The 21,262-nt window shown below is 67.0% G+C and carries 17 protein-coding genes; 12 read left to right on the top strand and 5 right to left on the bottom strand.

Translation table 11 applies throughout. The features are described 5' to 3' along the window. Nucleotides 1-200: 200 nt before the first annotated feature. On the top strand, nt 201-1,577 hold the full coding sequence (gltX, locus tag GGR25_RS04560; RefSeq protein WP_183397503.1) for a glutamate--tRNA ligase: 1,377 nt from the start codon (nt 201-203) through the stop codon (nt 1,575-1,577). Here gltX (GGR25_RS04560) and GGR25_RS04555 read toward each other — a convergent pair. Next, on the bottom strand, nt 1,516-2,568 hold the full coding sequence (locus GGR25_RS04555) for a DUF2865 domain-containing protein (RefSeq protein WP_246409284.1): 1,053 nt from the start codon (nt 2,566-2,568) through the stop codon (nt 1,516-1,518). The two genes, gltX (GGR25_RS04560) and GGR25_RS04555, sit on opposite strands and share 62 nt — an antisense overlap. A gap of 293 nt (nt 2,569-2,861) precedes the next feature. Here GGR25_RS04555 and GGR25_RS04550 point away from each other — a divergent pair, with 293 nt between their 5' ends. The 5 genes from GGR25_RS04550 to GGR25_RS04530 all read left to right on the top strand — a co-directional run bounded on the left by GGR25_RS04550 (nt 2,862) and on the right by GGR25_RS04530 (nt 7,704). Beyond that, complete coding sequence (locus GGR25_RS04550) at nt 2,862-4,268, top strand: MATE family efflux transporter (protein WP_183397501.1); 1,407 nt, start codon at nt 2,862-2,864, stop codon at nt 4,266-4,268. A gap of 75 nt (nt 4,269-4,343) precedes the next feature. Further along, nucleotides 4,344-4,856, top strand: a complete 513-nt coding sequence (locus tag GGR25_RS04545; RefSeq protein ID WP_183397500.1) for a CreA family protein — start codon at nt 4,344-4,346, stop codon at nt 4,854-4,856. Between the two features lie 74 nt (nt 4,857-4,930). After that, on the top strand, nt 4,931-6,412 hold the full coding sequence (gene gatB, locus GGR25_RS04540) for an Asp-tRNA(Asn)/Glu-tRNA(Gln) amidotransferase subunit GatB (RefSeq protein ID WP_183397499.1): 1,482 nt from the start codon (nt 4,931-4,933) through the stop codon (nt 6,410-6,412). A gap of 131 nt (nt 6,413-6,543) precedes the next feature. Then, nucleotides 6,544-7,251, top strand: a complete 708-nt coding sequence (locus GGR25_RS04535; RefSeq protein ID WP_183397498.1) for a glutathione S-transferase N-terminal domain-containing protein — start codon at nt 6,544-6,546, stop codon at nt 7,249-7,251. Nucleotides 7,252-7,452: 201 nt separating this feature from the next. After that, nucleotides 7,453-7,704, top strand: a complete 252-nt coding sequence (locus tag GGR25_RS04530; protein ID WP_183397497.1) for a hypothetical protein — start codon at nt 7,453-7,455, stop codon at nt 7,702-7,704. A gap of 7 nt (nt 7,705-7,711) precedes the next feature. Here the strand turns inward: GGR25_RS04530 and GGR25_RS04525 are convergent, their stop codons facing one another. Together GGR25_RS04525 and gltX (GGR25_RS04520) are read right to left on the bottom strand one after the other, a co-directional pair. Next, nucleotides 7,712-8,671 (bottom strand): endonuclease/exonuclease/phosphatase family protein, encoded by a 960-nt coding sequence (locus tag GGR25_RS04525; RefSeq protein WP_183397496.1) that lies wholly within the window; start codon nt 8,669-8,671, stop codon nt 7,712-7,714. A 99-nt stretch (nt 8,672-8,770) separates the two neighbouring features. After that, nucleotides 8,771-10,189, bottom strand: a complete 1,419-nt coding sequence (gltX, locus tag GGR25_RS04520) for a glutamate--tRNA ligase (protein WP_183397495.1) — start codon at nt 10,187-10,189, stop codon at nt 8,771-8,773. A gap of 134 nt (nt 10,190-10,323) precedes the next feature. On the opposite strand from gltX (GGR25_RS04520), the gene GGR25_RS04515 reads away from it, so the two are divergent. Beyond that, nucleotides 10,324-12,720: a ComEC/Rec2 family competence protein gene (locus GGR25_RS04515; protein ID WP_183397494.1), complete on the top strand. Its 2,397-nt coding sequence runs from the start codon at nt 10,324-10,326 to the stop codon at nt 12,718-12,720. Here the strand turns inward: GGR25_RS04515 and lexA are convergent. After that, the gene (lexA, locus tag GGR25_RS04510) at nt 12,714-13,421 is read right to left on the bottom strand and encodes a transcriptional repressor LexA (protein WP_183397493.1); all 708 of its coding nucleotides are present in this window, start codon (nt 13,419-13,421) and stop codon (nt 12,714-12,716) included. The genes GGR25_RS04515 and lexA overlap by 7 nt on opposite strands. 324 nt (nt 13,422-13,745) lie before the next feature. On the opposite strand from lexA, the gene GGR25_RS04505 reads away from it, so the two are divergent. From GGR25_RS04505 to GGR25_RS04485, 5 genes are all read left to right on the top strand, one after another. After that, the gene (locus tag GGR25_RS04505; protein ID WP_183397492.1) at nt 13,746-14,942 is read left to right on the top strand and encodes an efflux RND transporter periplasmic adaptor subunit; all 1,197 of its coding nucleotides are present in this window, start codon (nt 13,746-13,748) and stop codon (nt 14,940-14,942) included. A 50-nt stretch (nt 14,943-14,992) separates the two neighbouring features. Next, nucleotides 14,993-18,178, top strand: coding sequence for an efflux RND transporter permease subunit (locus tag GGR25_RS04500; RefSeq protein WP_183397491.1), 3,186 nt, complete (start codon nt 14,993-14,995; stop codon nt 18,176-18,178). A 34-nt stretch (nt 18,179-18,212) separates the two neighbouring features. After that, nucleotides 18,213-18,668 (top strand): hypothetical protein, encoded by a 456-nt coding sequence (locus GGR25_RS04495; RefSeq protein ID WP_183397490.1) that lies wholly within the window; start codon nt 18,213-18,215, stop codon nt 18,666-18,668. Nucleotides 18,669-18,747: 79 nt separating this feature from the next. Further along, nucleotides 18,748-20,043 (top strand): amidohydrolase family protein, encoded by a 1,296-nt coding sequence (locus tag GGR25_RS04490; RefSeq protein WP_183397489.1) that lies wholly within the window; start codon nt 18,748-18,750, stop codon nt 20,041-20,043. A gap of 68 nt (nt 20,044-20,111) precedes the next feature. Further along, nucleotides 20,112-20,891 (top strand): endonuclease/exonuclease/phosphatase family protein, encoded by a 780-nt coding sequence (locus GGR25_RS04485; protein WP_183397488.1) that lies wholly within the window; start codon nt 20,112-20,114, stop codon nt 20,889-20,891. A gap of 12 nt (nt 20,892-20,903) precedes the next feature. On the opposite strand, the gene GGR25_RS04480 is transcribed toward GGR25_RS04485, so the two are convergent. Next, nucleotides 20,904-21,236 carry a hypothetical protein gene (locus GGR25_RS04480; protein ID WP_183397487.1) on the bottom strand — a complete coding sequence of 111 codons (333 nt, stop codon included), beginning with the start codon at nt 21,234-21,236 and terminating at the stop codon, nt 20,904-20,906. Nucleotides 21,237-21,262 lie beyond the last annotated feature (26 nt).

Below are 21,262 nucleotides of genomic sequence, written 5' to 3'. Positions count from 1 at the left end.
CCCTGTCCGATCAGCCGCCCTCACGGCGAGCATCCCGCTCACCGGGCCCTCCGGCACGCGATCCCGCCGGGCGTGCCGTCCTTCATTGATCGGGCGGTGCTGGCGCGTAGCATCGCCGAATTGCCCGCGCAAGTCGAGCAAGTGCGGCGGATCGAGCGAGGGCGATTGCGGGGGCGTCGGAGGAGCGCTAAAGCCTCGCCATGTCCAACACCCGTCCCATCGTTCGCTTCGCGCCGTCGCCGACCGGCTATCTGCACATCGGCAATGCGCGCCCGGCGCTGTTCAACTGGCTGTTCGCGCTGCGCCATGGCGGCAGCTTCATCCTGCGGCTCGACGATACCGACCAGGGCCGCTCGCGCGAGGAATATGCCGATGCGATCCGGCGCGACATCGCCTGGCTCGGCATCGCGCCGCACCGCTTCGAGCGGCAGTCGCTGCGCGCGGATCGCTATGCCGAGGCCGCCGAGCGGCTGAAGGCCTCTGGGCGGCTCTATCCGGCCTATGAGACGGGCGAGGAGCTGGAGCGGCGGCGCAAGCGCCAGATGGCGCGCGGATTGCCGCCCGTCTACGACCGCGCGGCGCTCCGTCTTTCCGATGCCGAGCGCGCCGCGCTGGAGGCCGAAGGCCGCCGGCCGCACTGGCGCTTCCGCCTCGACGAGACCGTGGGCGAGGTGCGCTGGGATGATCTGGTGCGCGGACCGCAGCATGTGACGGTCGCCTCGCTCTCCGATCCCGTGCTGATCCGGGAGGACGGCACGTTCCTCTACACGCTGCCTTCCGTGGTCGACGACATCGAGATGGGCGTGACGCACATCATCCGCGGCGACGACCATGTCACGAATACGGGTGTGCAGATCCAGCTCTTCGAGGCGCTCGGCGGCGCCGTCCCGACCTTCGCGCATCACAACACGCTCACGACCGCGAGCGGGGAGGGGCTGTCGAAGCGCACGGGCGCGCTCTCGCTCGCCTCGCTCGCCGAGGCCGGCTACGAGCCGATGGCCGTCGCGTCGCTCGCCGTGCTCATCGGAACCTCGCTGCCCGTGGAGCCGGCGCGCGACCTCGCCGAACTGGCGGCGAAGTTCGACCTCTCAATGGTGTCGAAGGCGCCGGCGCGGTTCGATCCCGCCGATCTCGACGGACTGAATGCGAAGCTGCTGCATGCGGCGTCCTATGCGGACGTCGAGGCGCGGCTGGCGGCGCTGGGCGTCGGCGGCGGCGAGGCGTTCTGGAATGCGGTGCGCGGCAATCTCGTCCGCCTCTCCGACGCGGCGCTCTGGTGGCGCGTGGTCGTCGGACCGCTTGATGATATGCCGCCGCTCGACGATGCGGCGCGTCCCGTCGTCGAGAGCGCGCTCGCGCTGCTGCCCGGCGAGCCTTTCGGCGCGGACACCTGGAAGCAGTGGACCGATGCGGTCAAGGCTGCGACGGGCGCTAAGGGGCGCGCGCTGTTCATGCCGCTCCGTCAGGCGCTGACCGGCCTCGACCACGGGCCGGAGCTCGCCGGCCTGCTGCCGCTCATTGGGCGTAGAAATACGATGGACCGACTCGCCGCACGACTCCATTCGTCGGCAGGTTGAGCGAGGCAACCGGCGTCGTCGCATTCGGCTTGCCGACCGCACCCGGATCGAGTTGACCGACGCGGTTGGCGATCGTCTCCGGATCTTCGCCGCGTGAGGGGCGCACATCCGGGATCGGCGCCAGCCCACCGGCAGCGCTGAGATCCATCAGCGCCGGGGAATAGCCGCCCGCGACGATGTCGAGATCCCCCGGCTTCCCGCAGCCGCAGCCCTGCGTCAGGTTCGTGCGATAGGCGAAGGCGGTCGGCAGGTCGGAATAGCGGCTCTCGTCGATCGTCGAGAGCGCCTTGGAGCTGTCCTGGCCGGGATTGCGATGGGCGTAGAGCACCACTTCGGTGCCCGGGCAGGTCTGCTTGCAGATCTGCTCATCGCGCGTGAAGCCGTCGCGCGTCGTCGAATAGGAGATCGGGAAATAATACCCGTCGCAGGTCCGCACGCACAGCGTCCGGTAGCGGCCGCGACCGAAGCCGGTGTCATAGCCGCCACTGTCCTGGCTGTCGTCGCGCTGCAGCACCACGCCCTGTTCCGCCGGGGCCATGGCGATCTGGGGGGTCTGCGGCGTGAACAGTCGCTCCAGGAAGTTCTTGGGCCGGTTCTGGCTGGAATAGGCCGCGTATTGCGGCCCGCAATTGTTGTCGCCGAGCTGGCGCAGCAGCCCGGAGCGCTGCCCGCCGGCATTGGCCGACGCCGCCGCCGCGTTCTGCTGGTTGCTCTCGAGCTTGGCGAGATTGTTCTTCATGCGCTGGATGCCCTGAAGCATCCCCGCGCATTGGGGCGACTGTTTGGACTGGAAGAACAGGAAGCCTCCGCCGCAGCCGGCCTGGCGCGCGCGCTGCTGCGCGGCCGAAATCTCGGCGCGCTGTTGGTTGGCGGCGCCCGCAAAGGCCGCGGCCTGCCTGGCCCCGGTGCCCTTTTGCAGCGAGGAGAGCTGAGCCTCCAGCTGCGAGCAGACGGATGCTGCCTCGGCCAGTTCGGCGCCGCCGGCCAGCATCACAACGGCGACCGCCAGTCGCCTCCAAACTCTCGATACGCGCATTCGTCCGGTCTCTGACAGCTTCTGGGCCTCTGCCGTCCGTTGACCCTTTTGCCCCGGGGACGCCATAGCACGGACATCGCATCCGGTCACCACGCCTTAACCAACCTTGACGGTTGATTCCCGTCTTTCATCCGATTTCGTGATGGCAGCCATCGTAAGGTTTGAATGGCTATTTGCCACGCACCATGCCTATTAGGCGCGCAGGGCCATGCCGATTCCGAAGCCTTGCGCGCGGAATGAATGTTGCCATGAGCCTCGAAACGACCTTTGCCCGAGACGTGCCCCGATTCCATTCGTGGGTCACCGAAGTCCGCGCCACGATCAATCTTTCGCTACCGCTGATCCTCACCAACCTCGCGCAGACCCTGATCAACGCGACGGACGTGGTGTTCATCGGCTGGCTCGGCTCGCATATGCTGGCCGCCGGCGCGCTCGGCACCAATCTCTATTTCGCACTGCTGATCTTCGGTATCGGCTTCGTATCGGCGGTCTCGCCGATGGTCGCGCGGGAAATCGGCGAGCGGCGCCATTCCGTCCGCGACGTCCGCCGCACCGTGCGGCAGGGGCTCTGGGCCGCGCTGGCGATCACGATCCCGTTCTGGATTCTGCTTTGGAACACGGAAGCAATCCTGCTCGCGATCGGCCAGGAGGCGGACCTCTCCCGTCTTGCCGGCGAATATATGCGCGGCCTGCAATGGGCGATGCTGCCCTTCCTCTGGTATCTGGTCCTGCGCGCCTTCGTGGCCGCGCTCGAGCAACCCTTCTGGTCGCTGGTCGTCGGCGTGGCCGGGGTTCTCATCAATGCCCTCGCGGTGTGGGTGCTGGTGTTCGGAAAGTTCGGCTTTCCCGCGCTCGGGATCTTTGGCGCCGGCATCGGCAGCACGATCTCGGCGGTGTTCATGTTCGCCGGGATGGCGGCGGTCTGCCTGCTTCATCGGCGCTTTCGCCGCTACCACGTGTTCGGCCGCTTCTGGCGGGCGGACTGGCCTCGCTTCATCGCCCTGTTTCGGCTCGGCCTGCCGATCGGCATTGCCGTGGCCTTCGAGGTCACCGTCTTCAATCTCGCCGTATTCCTGATGGGCCTCATCAGCGCCGCCGCCGTCGCCGCGCATGCCATCGCCATCCAGATCGCCGCGCTCTGCTTCATGGTGCCGCTCGGCCTGTCGCAGGCCGCGACGATCCGCGTCGGCCGGGCCTATGGCGCGCGCGATCGCGAGGGCATCCGCCTGGCCGGATGGGTGCCTTATATCGTCGGCATCGCCTTCATGAGCTGCACGGCGCTGACGATCTTCCTCATTCCCGACCAGTTGATCGGCATCTTCGTCGATGCGCGGGATGCGCAGAATGCGGAGATGATCGCTCTTGCGGTCAGCTTCCTCGGCATCGCCGCGCTGTTTCAGGTCTTCGACGGAGCGCAGGTCATCGGCGCCGGCATGCTGCGCGGCCTGCACGATACGCGCGTGCCGATGCTCTATGCCGCGCTCGGCTTCTGGGGCATCGGCCTCGTGACCTCGATCGCGCTCGGCTTCGGCCTTGGCTTGGGCGGGCTCGGCATCTGGATCGGCCTGGCCTGCGGCCTCGCATCGGTGTCCATCCTGCTGCTGCAGCGCTGGCTCCGCCGCGGGACGCTGGGCCTCGAGGGTGCGGCTGTCTGACCAGAGAACGCAAATGCTCTCCCGCCGGTCGCGCGGCTTCCTATATTGAGGCCTCGACTGATCGCGGAGAGAACCATGCGTCGCGGCCTCGCCTTCCTCGTCTCGGCCTTCCTGCTCGCCGGCGCCACCGCGCCGGCATTGGCCGATGGTCCGGATCTCATCTTCAAGGAGTCGACAACGTTCAAGTGGGTGACCCCGAACGACAAGATCGCGGTCTACGGCATCGACGATCCCGAGATCGACGGCGTCGCCTGCCATTTCGCGGCGCCGGAGCGCGGCGGCGTCTCCGGCATGTTCGGGCTGGCGGAGGAGACCTCCGACATCTCGCTCGCCTGCCGTCAGATCGGCCCGATCCACTTCAAGGAGAAGCTCGGCCAGGGCGACGAGATGTTCCGCCAGCGCCGCTCCTTCTGGTTCAAGAAGATGCAGATCGTCCGCGGCTGCGATCCCAAGCGCAATGTGCTCGTCTATCTCGTCTATTCCGACAAGCTGGTCGACGGCAGCCCGAAGAACTCCATCTCGACCGTGCCGATCATGCCCTGGGGCGCGAGCGGCGACGTGCCCCAGTGCAAGGATTTCGTCGACTGAGGCGTGGCGAGCGGCTTGCAGAGCCGGCCGTCACGCACTAACCCCTTGGCGTTGCCGCCAATCGGAGTGAGCCCATGAACGCTGTTGCCCGCACCGCCGACCCGAAGAAGCTCATCAAGGGCGCGAGCGGGGAATGGGAGGTCGTGATCGGCATGGAGGTTCATGCGCAGGTCCTTTCCAAGTCGAAGCTCTTCTCCGGCGCCTCGACCGAGTTCGGCGGCGCCCCCAATTCCCATGTCAGCCTCGTCGATGCGGCGATGCCCGGCATGCTGCCGGTCATCAATGCCGAATGCGTGGCGCAGGCGGTGCGCACCGGCCTCGGCCTCAAGGCGCAGATCAATCCGCGCTCGGTGTTCGACCGGAAGAACTATTTCTATCCCGACCTGCCGCAGGGCTATCAGATCTCGCAGTACAAGCAGCCGATCGTCGGCGAGGGCGAGATCGTCATCGATCTCGACGGCGGTGAGAGCATCACCGTCGGCATCGAGCGGCTGCATCTGGAGCAGGACGCCGGCAAGTCGCTGCACGACCAGCATCCGACGCAGAGCTATGTCGACCTGAACCGGTCCGGCGTCGCGCTGATGGAGATCGTCTCGAAGCCGGACCTGCGCTCGGCCGACGAGGCCAAGGCCTATCTGACCAAGCTGCGCACGATCGTGCGCTATCTCGGCACTTGCGACGGCAACATGGACGAAGGCTCGATGCGCGCCGACGTCAACGTGTCGGTGCGGCGCCCCGGCGAGCCGCTCGGCACGCGCTGCGAGATCAAGAACGTGAACTCGATCCGCTTCGTCGGCCAGGCCGTCGATTATGAGGCGCGGCGCCAGATCGCGATCATCGAGGATGGCGGCAAGATCGACCAAGAGACGCGCCTGTTCGACGCCAACAAGGGCGAGACGCGGTCGATGCGCTCCAAGGAAGAAGCGCACGACTACCGCTATTTCCCCGATCCCGACCTGCTGCCGTTGGTGCTCGACGAGGCCTGGATCGCTTCGCTCGCCGCCGCGCTGCCGGAACTGCCCGACGCCAAGAAGGCGCGCTTCATCGGCGAACTCGGCCTGTCGCCCTATGACGCTCATGTCCTGGTGCTGGAGAAGGAGACGGCGGAGTATTTCGAGTCCGTCGCCAAGGGCCGCGACGCCAAGGCAGCCGCCAACTGGGTCACGCAGGAACTCGCCGCGCGGCTGAACCGCGACGGCAAGGCCATCACGGAGAGCCCGGTCTCGCCGGACCAGCTCGGCGCCATCATCGACCTGATCGCCGCCGGGACGATTTCCGGCAAGATCGCCAAGGACCTGTTCGAGATTGTCTGGACGGAGGGCGGCGATCCGCATGCGCTCGTCGAGGCGCGCGGCATGAAGCAGGTCACCGATACCGGCGCGATCGAGAAGGTGGTCGACGACATCATCGCCGCCAATCCGGACAAGGTCGAGCAGGTCAAGGTGAAGCCGACGCTCGCCGGCTGGTTCGTCGGCCAGATCATGAAGGCGTCGGGCGGCAAGGCCAATCCGCAGACCGTCAACGACATCCTGAAGAAGAAGCTCGGCCTCGAATGAGCCGAACGGCCGGGACGCACCGGGGCAGGGGATGCCCTTGCGCACCGGCGCCGGCCGACACATTCTAAGGTTACTCTCCATTCCCGGCCGGCGCCCCCGCGCCGGCCGTCCCATGTCCCAGAGGTGCATTCATGTCGGTGACGCAGACCCAGCCGATCGCGCTCTATTTCTGGCCGACGCCGAACGGCAAGAAGATCTCGATCATGCTCGAGGAACTCGGCGTTCCCTACACGCTCGAATTCGTGAATATCGGCAAGGGCGACCAGTTCAAGCCCGAGTTCCTCGCGATCTCGCCGAACAACAGGATGCCGGCGATCATCGACCCCGAGGGTCCGGACGGCAAGCCGATCTCAGTGTTCGAGTCCGGCGCGATCCTGATGTATCTCGGCCGCAAGTTCGCCCGCTTCTACCCGTCCGATGAACGCGCCCGCGTCGCCGTCGAGGAATGGCTGATGTGGCAGATGGGCGGCTTCGGCCCGATGCTGGGCCAGCGCAACCATTTCTCCGTCTATGCGCCGGAGCGCATTCCCTACGCGACGAAGCGCTACCAGGACGAGACGCACCGGCTTTATGGCGTGCTCAACAAGCGCCTCGCGGACCATGAGTATGTCGCGGGCGACTATTCGATCGCCGACATGGCGATCTTCGGCTGGGCCGCCGGCTGGGAGAGCCAGCAGTTCGACACGAGCGAGTTCCCGAACGTCAAGCGCTGGATCGATGCGCTGAATGCGCGTCCGGCCGTGCAGCGCGGCATGGCGATCAAGGCACCGGTCGCGCCGGTTAGCCTCGCTGAGGACAAGGACGCGCAGAAGATCCTGTTCGGCCAGCGCGCGCGCTGAACCGATCCCGCCGATCGACAAGACTGCAGCGCCCGGGCCACGCCCGGGCGTTTTCTTTTGTCCGAAGCAGCGCGAAGGCGCCGTTCGTTTTCATTCGATTCGAATCTTAACGATCGGTTCAGCTTCGCTCCGCCAAGCTCGAATCATCGAAGCAGGCGCCCATGGGAAGGGGCGGGCGCCGCCAGTCGAGGGGCGAATTCGATGGCACGGATCGATAAGACGGGAGCAGATGGGCGGTCGAGCGGCGAGCAGTTCTTCCAGCTCGGCCTCAACTGCGTCGGCGGCGAGGCGGGCGAGGTGAACCTCGTGGAAGCCCACAAATGGTTCAATCTCGCCGCCATGCGCGGCTATGACGAGGCGGCGGCGCTGCGCCAGGAGATCGCCCGCGAAATGAGCCGGCAGGCGATCGCCGAGGCCCAGCGCGCGGCGCGAGACTTCCTCGCCACGCACTGAGACGCCGTCAGAAGCGGACCTTCGCATAGGTCGCGCGGTGGTCGGACGGCCATGGCGTCACGACGATGTCGGCTTCCGGCGCCTTCTCGCCGACGATGCCGGCCGCGACGACTTCCGCGTTCGCGGCGCGAACCAGCGCGAAATCGATGCGGTCGTGGTGGTCGGTCTTGTCGGTCGGCTCCGTCGTCGGCGTCCAGGTCAGGCCGGGCTTCGCCACCGGATCGGGATAGACGGCGCGGAACGTATCGACGAAGCCGCGCGCCTCGATCGCCTTCTCCGTCGGATAGGCGACGGCGAGCGGCTGCAGGCCGGCCGCGACCGTCGCGGCGGTCCAGTCGTGATGCGACGGCTCGTTGAAATCGCCGAAGACGAACGCCGCGTCGGCGGGACCGGCCGTATCCATATCCGCGAACAGCAGCTTGAGACCCGGACCGCGCGCGCCATCGGCTGCCGCGACCAGCGCGTCCTCCGTGTGCAGGAAGGGGTAGGGGCCGTATTCGATGCCGACCGCCTGATAGGGCTGATAGGGCGCATCGGGGAAGTGGACGTTGAAGATGTCGACCGTGCGTCCGTCGACATTGATGCGCGCGCCGGTGCGGTTCGGCGTCAGCGGCCCGAGCGGATAGCGGCTCACGATCGCGTTGGCCCAGAGCACCGGGCTTTCCTCGCCCTGGTCGACATAGTGATAGCCGAGCGCTTGCGCGATCTTGCTCGCGGCGCTGTCGCCGCGCGGATGGCAGCTCTCGGCGGTGCAGGGTTCGCCCTCGAGCCGCGTCTCCTGGATGCCGATGATGTCGGCGCCGGCGGCCTTGATCGCCGCGACCGTCTCGGAGACGTCCTTGCCGTCATTGGCGCCGCCGCCGCGAATGTTGAACGACATCACGGTGAGCGTCGTGGGGTCGGCATGGGCCGGGCCGCCGACGAGCAGTGCGAGGAGAAGGGCAGCGGGAGCGCTGGTCCGCAGCATGGTGTTTCGTCCGTTCTGAATGAGTCCGGCCGGCTGCGAGGCCGGCCGGATGCAGACAAGACGAAACGGATGTCACCGCAGTGACAGTTCGGCGACGGCCTAAGCCGCCTGGTCCGCGATGCGGCCGAGGCTCTCCTCGCGTCCGAGTACGATCAGGACGTCGAAGATGCCCGGCGAGGTCGAACGGCCGGTGAGCGCAGCGCGGAGCGGCTGGGCGACCTTGCCGAGCTTGAGGCCGCGCGACTCGGCAAAGGCCTTCACGGCCGCCTCGGTCGCCTCGACGGTCCACTCGACGCCCGAAAGGACCGCCTGGAGATCGCGGAGCATCGCCCGCGCATCGGCATCGAGGATCGTGGACGCCTTCTCGTCCAGCGCGAGCGGACGTTCGGCGAACAGGAATCCGGCGCCGTCTTTCAGCTCGATCAGCGTCTTGGCGCGCTCCTTGAGGCCGGGCAGGGCCTCGCGAAGCTGCGCCGCCCGCGCGGGCGTCAGCTTGCCGAGCATGGCCTGACCACCGGCAAGATAGGGCAGCGTCGCGACGAAGCTCTCATAGAGCGCGTCGTCGGTCGCCGCGCGCATATAGTGCCCGTTCAGATTCTCCAGCTTGGCGAAGTCGAAGCGCGAGGCGGAGCGGCCGACATCGTCGATGTCGAACCACTCGATCATCTGCTCCATCGACATGATCTCGTCGTCGCCATGCGCCCAGCCGAGGCGGACGAGATAGTTGCGCATCGCCTCCGGCAGGAAGCCCATGGCGCGATAGGCATCGACGCCGAGCGCGCCGTGACGCTTCGAGAGCTTGGCGCCGTCCGGCCCGTGGATCAGCGGAATATGCGCCATCACCGGCACCTCCCAGCCCATCGCCTGGTAGATGATCATCTGGCGCGCGGCATTGGTCAGGTGATCGTCGCCGCGGATGATATGCGTGACGCCCATGTCGTGGTCGTCCACGACCACCGAGAGCATGTAGGTCGGGTTGCCGTCGGAGCGCAGCAGGACGAGATCGTCGAGATCCTTGTTCGGGATCACCACGCGGCCCTGCACACGATCCTCGATCGCCGTCTCGCCCTCGAGCGGAGCCTTGATGCGGATCGCGGGCGCGACGCCGGCCGGCGCCTCGGACGGATCGCGGTCGCGCCAGGTGCCGTCATAGCGCGGGGCGCGGCCCTCGGCGCGCGCCTTCTCGCGCATCGCCTCCAGCTCGGCCGGCGTGCAATAGCAGCGATAGGCCTTGCCAGCCGCGAGGAGCTCCTCGACCACCTCGCGATGGCGCGGGGCGCGGGCGAACTGGAAGACCGTTTCGCCCTCCCAGTCGAGGCCGAGCCATTGGAGCCCGTCGAGGATCGCGGCGATCGCCGCCTCCGTCGAGCGCTCGCGATCGGTATCCTCGATGCGCAGCAGCATCTTGCCGCCGGTGTGCTTGGCATAAAGCCAGTTGAACAGCGCGGTGCGACCGCCGCCTATATGCAGGAAGCCGGTGGGCGAAGGGGCGAAGCGGGTGACGACCGGTCTGGACATGAAGCCTTCCGAACGGGACGGGAAAAAGGGCGAGGTCGGCGCGAGCTAACCGGCGGACATGGCGAGCATGTGGCATGGCGCCGAACGCGGCGGCTCATGTAGCATGGAGCGGCGTTCGCGCGAAAGACTGGGTGATGGCTGGACGTGCGCAGGGCCCGGCTGGGCTTGACGATCTGCTGCTCCCGCCGCCTGACGACGAGGCGGGCGGCGGCGGCGCGTCGCCTTTCGATGCCGGGCGCCCCGGCCCCGTCACGCGGCTCCGCCTCTCGCTTTCGGCCAATCTGGAGCGCGAGATCGAGAACGGGCGGGGCTTCCCCTGGCTCGCCATCGCCTTCGCGCTCGGCATTCTCATTTATTTCGCCTTGCCCGCCGAGCCGATGGCGCTCGCGCTCTGCGCGCTGGCGGTCGGGCTCGCGCTCGGAGCCTGGCAGTTGCGGCATCGCCGCGTCGGCCTCTTCCGCGTCCTGCTGGTCGCCGCCTTTCTCGCAACCGGGGCCGCGACGATCAAATTGCGCACCGACGCGGCCGCCGCCCCCCGGCTCGACCGGCAAGCGACCGGTACGCTCGCCGGCTTCGTCGAGTCGCGCGAGGCGCGGCGTGGCGGCTTCCGCCTGACGATCCGCGTCGTGTCCTTCGATGCGCGCGGCCTCAAGGATGTGCCGCGGCGCGTCACCGTGACGGTGCGTGGCCAGGCGCCGCCCGTCGGCGCCGGCGTCTCCATGCTTGCGCGGCTGCGGCCGCCCTCCGGCCCGGTCATGCCCGGCGGCTATGATTTCGGCCTGCCGGCCTATTATGCGGGGATCGGCGGAACCGGCTTCGCCTATGGCCGTGTGTCTCCGGCCGACCTTGGCGCGCCGCCGCTCGGCATCCGCCTCGTCATGCCGATCGAGGCGGTGCGCGAGGCCATTCGCGTCCGCATCGCCGCCTCGCTCTCCGGCGATACCGGCCGGATCGCCACGGCGCTGACGATCGGCGATGCCGGCGGCATCAGCGAGGAGGGGGAGGACGCGCTGCGCAGCTCCGGTCTCGCCCATGTCCTCTCGGTTTCCGGGCTGCACATGGTCCTCGTTGCCGGCGTCGTGTTCTGGAGCGTGCGCGCCCTGCTGGCGCTGTCGCCGCGCCTCGCGCTCCGCCGGCCGATCAAGAAATGGGCCGCGCTCGCCGCCCTTGGCGTGACGGCGTTCTATCTGCTCATCTCCGGCCTCGATGTCGCGGCGCAGCGTTCCTTCATCATGACGGCGGTTGTCTTTGCCGCCATCCTCCTCGACCGGCGCGCCGTTTCGCTGCGCAATGTCGCGATCGCCACGCTGATCGTCCTGCTTCTGGCGCCGGAAAGTCTCCTCTCGGCCGGGTTCCAGATGTCCTTTGCGGCGACGCTCGCGCTCGTCGCCGGCTTCGAGGTGCTCGCACGCCGCCGGCGGGGCCTCGTCCCGACGCAGCGCTCCCGCCTCGGCGCGGTCTTCGGCTGGGTCCTGGTGCTGGTCGGCGGCATGTCGCTCACCGCATTGCTCGGCGGCCTCGGCACGACGCCGTTCGCGCTCTACCATTTCCAGCGCATGGCGCCGCTTTCGATCCTCGCCAATGTCGCGGCCATGCCGCTCGTCGACTTTCTCGTCATGCCGATGGCGCTCCTCGCCGTGCTCGTCATGCCCTTCGGGCTCGAGGCGCCGGTTCTCGCCCTGATGGGGTTCGGCATTGACGGGATGATGGATGTCGCGCGCACGGTCAGCGCCTGGTCCGAAGGATCCGGCGCAGCCGCGATGCCCTCCGCTGCCGCGCTTCTCGTCTTCGTCGCCGGCTTCATCTGGCTGGCGCTGATGCGCGAGCGCTGGCGCCTCGCCGGCATCGTCCCGATGATCGTCGGCGGCGCGATGGCGCTGTTCCCCGATCGGCCCGCCCTAATCGTCGCGCCGGACGGAAGGCAGGTCGCGATCCGCGATGCCTCCGGCGCCTATCACATCCTCGCGGAGAAGCCGGACGCCTTCACGACAGGAATCTGGCTCCGCGCAGACGGCGACCGGCGCGATCCGAAGGATCCGGGGCTCAGGGAAGGGGTGCGCTGCGATCCGAGCGGCTGCGTTGCGCCGCTTCCGGACGGGCGGCTCGTCGCGCTGGCGCTCAGCCGCGACGCGCTGGCCGACGATTGCCGTGCGGCCGTACTGATCGTGACGCCGCTGACAGAGATCGCCTGCACCGCCTATGTGGCGACCATCGACCGAAAGATGCTCGACGCCACCGGCGCCCTGGCGCTCGCCACGGCGCCTCAAGGGCCGCTGACGGAAATGGCAGGAAGCAGCGCGTTGGAGGATCAGACGATCTCCAACGCCGCGCCAACGGATGAACCCATCCAGACCGCTGAAGACGAAGACAGGCCGCCGGACATGGAGCGGAAAGACACGAGAAGCGTCCGCGAGGCCGCGCTCGACGCGGACTTCGTCGTGACGCGAACCTTTCCGTCCGTGCGCCGTCCCTTCATGCCGCCGCGGCAGGTTCCGGACGAGCCGGACTCCACCGGGCCGGCCGATCAATAGCGGCGCATCAGGCCGATCAGGCGCCCCTGGATGCGCACGCGATCCGGTCCGAAGATCCGCGTCTCATAGGCCGGGTTCGCGGCCTCCAGCGCGATCGAGGCACCACGCCGCCGCAGCCGCTTCAGCGTCGCCTCTTCCTCGTCGACCAGCGCCACGACGATGTCGCCTGAATCGGCCGCGTCCGTCTTGCGGATCAGCACCGTGTCGCCATCGAGAATGCCGGCCTCGATCATCGAATCGCCGCGCACTTCGAGCGCGAAATGTTCGCCGCCGCCCAGCATTTCCGGCGGCACGGTGATGGAATGGCTCTGCGTCTGGATCGCGGAGATCGGCACGCCCGCCGCGATCCGGCCCATCACGGGCACGATCACGGGCTCGGGCAGCGTCTCGGCGCTCTCGACAGGACGAACCTTGCCGAGGCTGCCTTCGATGACGCTCGGCGAGAAGCCAGGGCGTCGCGGGCGCTGCTGCAGGCTCGGCGTGACCGATTCCGGCAGCCGCACGACGTCGAGCGCGCGCGCCCGGTTGGGAAGCCGGCGGATGAAGCCGCGTTCCTCAAGGGCCTTGATCAGCCGGTGAATGCCCGATTTGGAGCGCAGGTCCAGCGCATCCTTCATTTCGTCGAAGGAAGGCGGCACGCCCGTCTCCTTCAGCCGCTCGTGGATGAACATGAGGAGTTCGTACTGCTTGCGCGTCAGCATTGTTCGGTCCACGGCACGAGAGACATCCCCGCCGGAGGGCCGGGACGATCGCCGACTCGATCGTCGAATCGGCAGGTACAAAGCACGAACAGGCTACATGTTCTGTATGTGTTCCGCAAGGCGGCAAGAAAACGGATGCCGATGCGCCGCGCCGAATATCGAAGCTGCCACATGTCCTTAATATTCACCGGACTATACGAAGTTGCTCTGGCATGATGTGGTGCGCCGCGTCAGAATCGGGTTCTGTTGCGAGCGGCGGAATCTTTCGGGGCATGATTGGGCGCCGCGCCCATGGACTGGTTGGCGAAAGTGGCGGGAGAGCAGATGGTCAAAGCGGGGCATTGGGGCAGGCCGGCCGGTGGTTGGACGCTTGCGATCGCGGGGCTTGCGGCGCTGTCGCTTTCGGCCTGCAACGAGAAGAACGAATATGTCCCGCCGCCGCCGCCCAAGGTGACGGTGTCGAAGCCTATAACGGGCAATGCCACGCTCTATCTTGAGCTGACCGGCAATACGCAGGCCTATAATCAGGTCGATCTCGAGGCCCGCGTGCAGGGCTTCCTGACGGCGATCAATTATAAGGACGGTCAGTCGGTGAAGGCCGGCGATACGCTCTTCACGATCCAGACCAACACCTATCAGGCGCAGCTCGACCAGGCCCAGGCGGCGCTGCAATCGGCGCAGGCTGCGCAAGAGAACAAGCAGCTCGAATATAACCGCCAGGCGACGCTGGTTCAGCAGCAGGTCGCTTCGGTCGCGAAGGCCGACGACGCCAAGGCGCAGCTCGATATGGCGATCGCCGACACCGCGCAGGCGCAGGCCAATGTCGAGGTGGCGCAGATCAACCTCGGCTACACCGACATCAAGGCGCCGTTCGATGGCGTCGTGTCGAACCATCTGCAGGATGTCGGCGCTCTCGTCGGCTATAGCGGCCCGACCAAGCTCGCGCAGATCGTCCAGATCAATCCGATCTACGCCTATTTCAGCGTCAATGAGCGCCAGGTCCTGCGCATCAAGGACGAACTCGCCAAGCGCGGCCGCACGCTACGCGATGTGCGCGACGTTCCCGTCGAGATCGGCCTCGCCAGCGAGGACGGCTATCCGCACAAGGGCACGCTCGACTACATCGCCCCGACGCTGGACCAGAACACCGGCACGCTGACCGTCCGCGGCATCTTCGACAACAAGGACTATGCGATCCTGGCCGGCCTGTTCGCCCGGGTCCGCATTCCGCTCCAGACCAAGTCCGACGCGATCATGGTCGACGATACGGCGATCGCGACGAGCCAGGCCGGCTCCTATGTCCTGGTCTTGGGCAAGGACAATGTCGTCGAGCAGAAGACCGTCGAGCCCGGCCAACTGGAAGGGCAGCTCCGCGTGATCGAATCCGGCCTGACGGCTGACGATCAGGTGATCATCGGCGGCAATCAGCGCGCCGTGCCCGGCAACAAGGTCGAGCCCGAGCAGGGCCAGATGAGCACGAATACCGAAACGGAAACCGTCGCGCCGCCGCCCAAGACCTGAGGCGGCGGTCCCATCCATCCGGTCGACGACATCAAGCGCAGGCGGGTTTCATGATTTCACGTTTCTTCATCGAGAGGCCGGTGCTCTCGAACGTCCTGGCGCTGGTGATCGTGCTCCTCGGCGCCGTGTCGGTGTTCAACCTGCCGATCGCGCAATATCCCAATGTCGTCCCGCCGACGGTGGCGGTCACCACGTCCTTCCCCGGCGCTTCGGCGCGCACGGTGATGGATACCGTGGCCCTGCCGATCGAGCAGCAGGTCAACGGCGTCGAAGGCATGATCTACATGCAGTCGACCAGCGCCGCGGACGGCACCTACAGCCTGACCGTGACGTTCAATATCGGCACGGACCCGAACTATGCGCAGGTTCTGGTGCAGAACCGCGTCGCCATCGCCATGGCGTCGCTGCCGCAATCCGTCCAGGTCCAGGGCGTCAACGTCCAGAAGAAGACGACGTCGATCCTGCAGTTCGTCACGCTGTATTCGCCCGACAACCGCTATGACGGGCTGTTCCTGTCGAACTACGCCGTCATCAACCTGCAGAACGAACTCGCGCGCCTGCCCGGCATCGGCAATGTCAACGTGTTCGGCGCCGGTCCGTATGCGATGCGCATCTGGATGGACCCGGACAAGCTCCAGACCTTCGGCCTCGTGCCGAACGATGTCGTGTCCGCCATCCAGCAGCAGAGCCAGGAAGTCACGGCCGGCATGACCGGCATGCCGCCGGCGCCCGACGGGCTGAACTTCCAGTACACGATCAACGTCAATGGCCGCTTCTCCGACCCGGCCCAGTTCGAGAACATCATCGTCAAGTCGGACGGGGCGAATGGCGGCCAGATCGTGCGCGTGCGCGATATCGGCCGTGTCGAGCTCGGCTCGCAGAGCTACAGCCAGGTCGCGACGTTCAACAACGCGCCGACGGCCGCCATCGGCATCTTCCTGCTGCCGGACGCCAATGCGCTGGACGTGGCCGAGAGCGTCTCGGCCAAGATGGCGGAACTCGCCAAGTCGTTCCCGCCGGGCCTCCAATACGCGATCCCGTTCGACACGACCAAGTTCGTCGTCGCCTCGATCGACGAAGTCTACAAGACGCTGTTCGAAGCGGCGATCCTGGTGCTCATCGTCATCCTCGCCTTCCTGCAGGACTGGCGCGCCATGCTCGTGCCGGCGACGACGGTTCCTGTGACGATCATCGGCGCCTTCGCGGCCATGGCCGCACTCGGCTTCACCGTCAACACGGCAACCCTGTTCGCCATCGTCCTCGCCATCGGCATCGTCGTCGACGACGCCATCGTCATCGTCGAAGGCGTCGCGCGGCACATGGAAGAGGGGATGAATGGGCACGACGCTGCGGTGAAGGCGATGCAGGAGCTGACCGGCCCCATCCTCGGCATCACGCTCGTCCTGATGGCCGTGTTCCTGCCGGCCGCGGCGCTGCCAGGCCTCACGGGCCAGATGTACAAGCAGTTCGCGCTCGTCATCGCGGCGACGGCGTTCATCTCCGCCATCAACGCGATGACGCTGAAGCCGACGCAGTGCGCGCTGTGGCTGCGCGCGCCGACGCCGCCCGAGAAGCGCAACATCTTCTTCCGCGGCTTCAACAAGGTCTATGACAAGGCCGAGCATTGGTATGCCGGGCTGATCAGCCGCATGGTCCATCATAGCCATGTGATGGTCCTCGCCGCTCTGGTCCTGATCGGCGTCGCCTTCTGGGGCATGTCTCGGATTCCGACCGCCTTCCTGCCGAACGAGGACCAGGGCTATCTCGTCATCAGCGTCCAGCTGCCCGAGGGCTCCTCGCTGCAGCGCACGAACCGCGTCGTCGCTCAGGCGACCAAGGCCGCGCTGGATACGCCCGGCGTCGATAGCGCGGTCGGCATTTCCGGCGCATCGGTGCTCGACAACAACGCGACGCTGTTCAATGCCGGCATGGTCTATGTGATCTTCAAGGACTGGTCGGTTCGCGGCAAGGCCGAGGGTCTCAAGGCGATCTACGAGAACATTACCAAGTCGCTGAACCAGATGCAGGATGCCGTCGGCTTCGCGCTCATACCGCCGCCGATCCAGGGCATCGGCAGCACCGGCGGCTTCACCATGATGCTGCAGGTCAAGAACGGCACCTCCGATTTCAAGCAGTTGCAGGCCGTCGCCGAGCAGGTGATCGCCAATGCGGATTCGCAGTCCTCGCTGCAGCGGGTGAACACGACGTTCTCGGCCACCACGCCGCAGTTCCAGCTCACCGTTGATCGCGTCATGGCGGAGACGCTCGGCGTCTCGGTCGGCGACGTGTTCTCGACGGTCGAGGCCTATATGGGCTCGACCTACGTCAACCAGTTCACCAAGTTCAACAACGTCTTCCAGGTCTATGTTCAGGCCGAGGCGGCCAAGCGCGTTCGGCCGCAGGACGTGACCGATCTCAAGGTGAAGTCCAAGACCGGCGACATGATTCCGGTCGGCTCGCTCGTCTCGTTCAAGACGGTCGAAGGCCCGCCGCTGATCACGCTCTACAACCTCTATCCGGCCGCGACGATGGCCGGCGGTCCGGCCGCGGGCTTCAGCTCGGGCCAGGCGATGGAGCTGATGGATCAGATCGCGAAATCGACCCTTCCGCCGGGCTATGGCACGTCGTGGACGGCGATGTCGTATCAGGAGCAGATCGTCGGCAACCAGATCTACTTCATCTTCGCGCTGGCGCTGGTGCTCGTCTACTTCGTGCTGGCCGGACAGTATGAAAGCTGGATCCAGCCGCTCTCGGTCCTGCTCGCCGTGCCGCTCGCGCTGCTCGGCACGGTCATCGCGCTGACGAGCCTCGGCCTCGCGAACAACCTCTACACCCAGATCGGCATCATCCTGCTGGTGGCGCTCGCGGCGAAGAACGCGATCCTGATCGTCGAATATGCACGCGACAAGCGGCACGAAGGCATGGAGATCCTGGATGCGGCGGTCGAGGCGGCGCGGCTCCGCTTCCGCCCGATCCTGATGACGTCGTTCGCCTTCATCCTCGGCGTGCTGCCGCTGGTGTTCGCGACCGGCGCCGGCGCTGCCTCGCGTGCCTCGATCGGCATCGCGGTGGTCAGCGGCATGCTCGCGTCCACCTGCCTGGCGGTCCTGTTCGTGCCGTCCTTTTTCACGGTGCTGCAGCAGTTCGAGGAACGCGGCGGCAAGAAGAAGCACAAGAAGGGCTCGTCGGGGACGGACAAGGCCGAGCCGAATGGCGGCGCGCCCGTCGTCGGCTGACGGGACGAACGGGGAGAGCATGATGATGCGGCATATGCGTGCAACGAGCGTTTCGAAACGCGGTCTCGCGATCCTGGCGGCGCTGGCTGTTCTCGGCGCCGCGCCCGCCGGCCAGGCGTTCGCCCAGTCGACGCAGCAGCAGATCCAGCAGATGGAGAAGCAGCTCGACATGAACGCGACGCCGGATCTCGGTGCGCTCGGCTTTCAGGACGATCTCGCCAAGATCGAGCAGTGCCAGACGGGCTGCAAGCCGCTGATCGACAGCATGCTGAAGAAGTACAAGACCGGCGCCAATTTCGGCGGCAACGGCGCGCTGGGCGCCACCGACATCACGCAGCTCGCCGCCGCCATCGGCAGCGCTGCCGCGACCTTGCCGAAGGCCGAGGCGGATCAGGTCGCCGCCGCCGTTGCAGCCGATCTCGGCGCGGACGCGGCGACCGCCTATCAGGGCTCCTATTCCAGCACGACCGCGCCTTACGCCCCGAAATAGCGGCGCGACCGGCCTCGTGCCGCTTGCATCGGCGCGCGGCTGCTGATCGGATACCCCTGTATTTTCTGCAGGGGTTTCCATGGCATTTGAACTGATCGTCAAGAACGCGTCGCTTCCCGACGGGCGGGCCGGCCAGGACATCGCCGTCGCCGACGGACGGATCGCGGCCGTGGAGCCGGGCATCGGCGCCGAGGCGCGCCGCGTGATCGACGCCGCCGGCCGCCTCGTGGCGCCGCCCTTTGTCGACTGCCATTTCCATATGGATGCGACGCTCTCGCTCGGCCTGCCGCGGATGAACCAGTCCGGCACGCTGCTCGAAGGCATCGCGCTCTGGGGCGAACTGAAGCCGCTCCTGACCCATGATGCCGTGATCGAGCGGGCGCTGCGCTATTGCGACCTCGCCGTTTCGCAGGGCCTGCTCGCCGTGCGCAGCCATGTCGACGTCTGCGACGATCGCCTCCTCGCCGTCGAGGCGCTGATCGAGGTGCGCGAGCGGGTGAAGCCCTATCTCGACCTGCAGCTCGTCGCCTTCCCGCAGGATGGCTATTACCGCTCCCCGACGGCCGTGCGGAACCTCGAGCGGGCGCTCGATCTCGGCGTCGACGTCGTCGGCGGTATCCCCCATTTCGAGCGCACCATGGCGGATGGCGCCGCCTCGGTGCGGGCGCTGTGCGAGATCGCCGCTGCGCGCGGGCTGCTTGTCGACCTCCATTGCGACGAGAGCGACGATCCGCTGTCGCGCCACATCGAGACGCTGGCCGCCGAGACGGTCCGGCTCGGCCTCCAGGGGCGGGTGGCCGGCTCGCACCTGACCTCCATGCATTCCATGGACAATTACTATGTCTCGAAGTTGCTTCCGCTGATGAAGGAAGCCGGCGTCGCCGCCATCGCCAATCCGCTGATCAACATTACGCTGCAGGGCCGCCACGACACCTATCCGCGCCGCCGCGGCCTGACGCGCATTCCGGAGATGCGGGCGCTCGGCATTCCCGTCGCGCTCGGCCAGGATTGCTGCATGGATCCCTGGTACGGGCTCGGCGATGCCGACATGCTCGATGTCGCCAATATGGCGGTGCATGCCGTGCCGATGACGAGCCGCGAGGCGATCCGCTGGTCGTTCGAGGCCGTCACGACCGTGCCGGCTTCCATTCTCGGTCTCGAGGGCTATGGGCTCGATGTCGGCTGCAACGCCGATTTCGTGCTGCTGCAGGCGGCGGATCCGATCGAGGCGGTGCGGCTGCGCGCCCAGCGTCTCGCCGTCGTGCGCCGCGGCAAGGTCATCGCGGAAGCGCCGGCCCGCATTGCGACGCTCGCGCTCGAGGGCAGGCCCGCGCGTGTCGACGCCGCCGACTATGCGCCGCGCGCCTCCGCGTGAATCTGCCGCTGCCCGGCGCGCGCGCTGCCATGGTTTCGGCACGCAGGCGCCCTAGATAACGAGCCGTCATGGGTCAATTCCGCATTCTCTCCTATAACGTCCACGCCTGCATCGGCACCGACAAGCACCACGCGCCGGAGCGCGTGGCGAGCGTCATTGCCAGCTGCAAGCCCGATATCGTCGCGCTGCAGGAGATCGATGTCGGCCGGGCGCGGACCGGCGGCATCGATCAGGCGCATGTGCTGGCTTCGATGCTGGGCATGAAGGCGTTCTTCAACGGCTCGACGCGCGTCGGTCCGGAGCGTTATGGCGATGCGATCCTCACGGCACTGCCGATCGAGATGCGCCGCCTCGGCCAGCTTCCGGGCTTCTATGACCGCATCAAGGTCGAGCCGCGCGGCGCGCTCTGGGCGTCGATCGATGTCGGCGGACATGCCGTGCAGGTGGTCAACACCCATCTCGGCGTCTGGCCGCACGAGCAGATGCTGCAACTCTCGACGCTGCTCGGCCCCGAATGGCTCGGCCATCCGGATTGTCGCGACCCCGTCGTCTTTGTCGGCGATTTTAACGCGCCGCCGGGCCTCGCGCCCTATCGCCACCTCGCCTCGCGCTTCACGGATGTCCAGAAGGAGTGGGGCGCGCGCAAGGCGCGGCCGACCTATCCCGGGCGGATGCCGACGCTCCGACTCGACCATGTCTGGCTGCGGGGCAGGGCGGAGATCAAGAATGTCGAAGTGGTGCGCACGCCGCTGTCGCGCGTCGCTTCGGATCATCTGCCGCTGGTCGTCGATCTCGATATCCGTCCCACCGCGCGTTTCCTGCACGGCAGGCCAGCGGTGACGGATTAGGTCGCGCCGCGCTCAGCGATACGTGCGCGAATCCGCGACCGGCCGCTTGCGCAGCGGGCGGTCGGCGCGCCGCGCGGGCGCATTCTGATGCGGATGGAAGCGCGCCAAATCGTGAAGCAGATCGTCATAGCGCGTCAGTGCCGACCGATTGAGATGCGAAAGCATCATCGCGCCGGCTGCGAGGCAGGAGCCGATCCTGAGGGTCCGGCTGCTGATCGAAGGCTTCTGATCCGACGTCGTCATGGTTCTGAACCTCTCGCCGCCCGCCGATCCGTACAAAAACGCCCGAACAAGCGTCGGGTTCCCATGCGCAATTTCTCGGCAGACGCGGGCAATATAACGCATTCGTTCACAAAGCGTGAATCATCGTT

Origin of the sequence: Kaistia hirudinis (assembly GCF_014196455.1) — a bacterium.
Classification (GTDB): domain Bacteria; phylum Pseudomonadota; class Alphaproteobacteria; order Rhizobiales; family Kaistiaceae; genus Kaistia; species Kaistia hirudinis.
The sequence above is the reverse complement of the archived record's forward strand: the minus strand, read 5'-3'. Positions and strand labels throughout refer to the sequence as shown.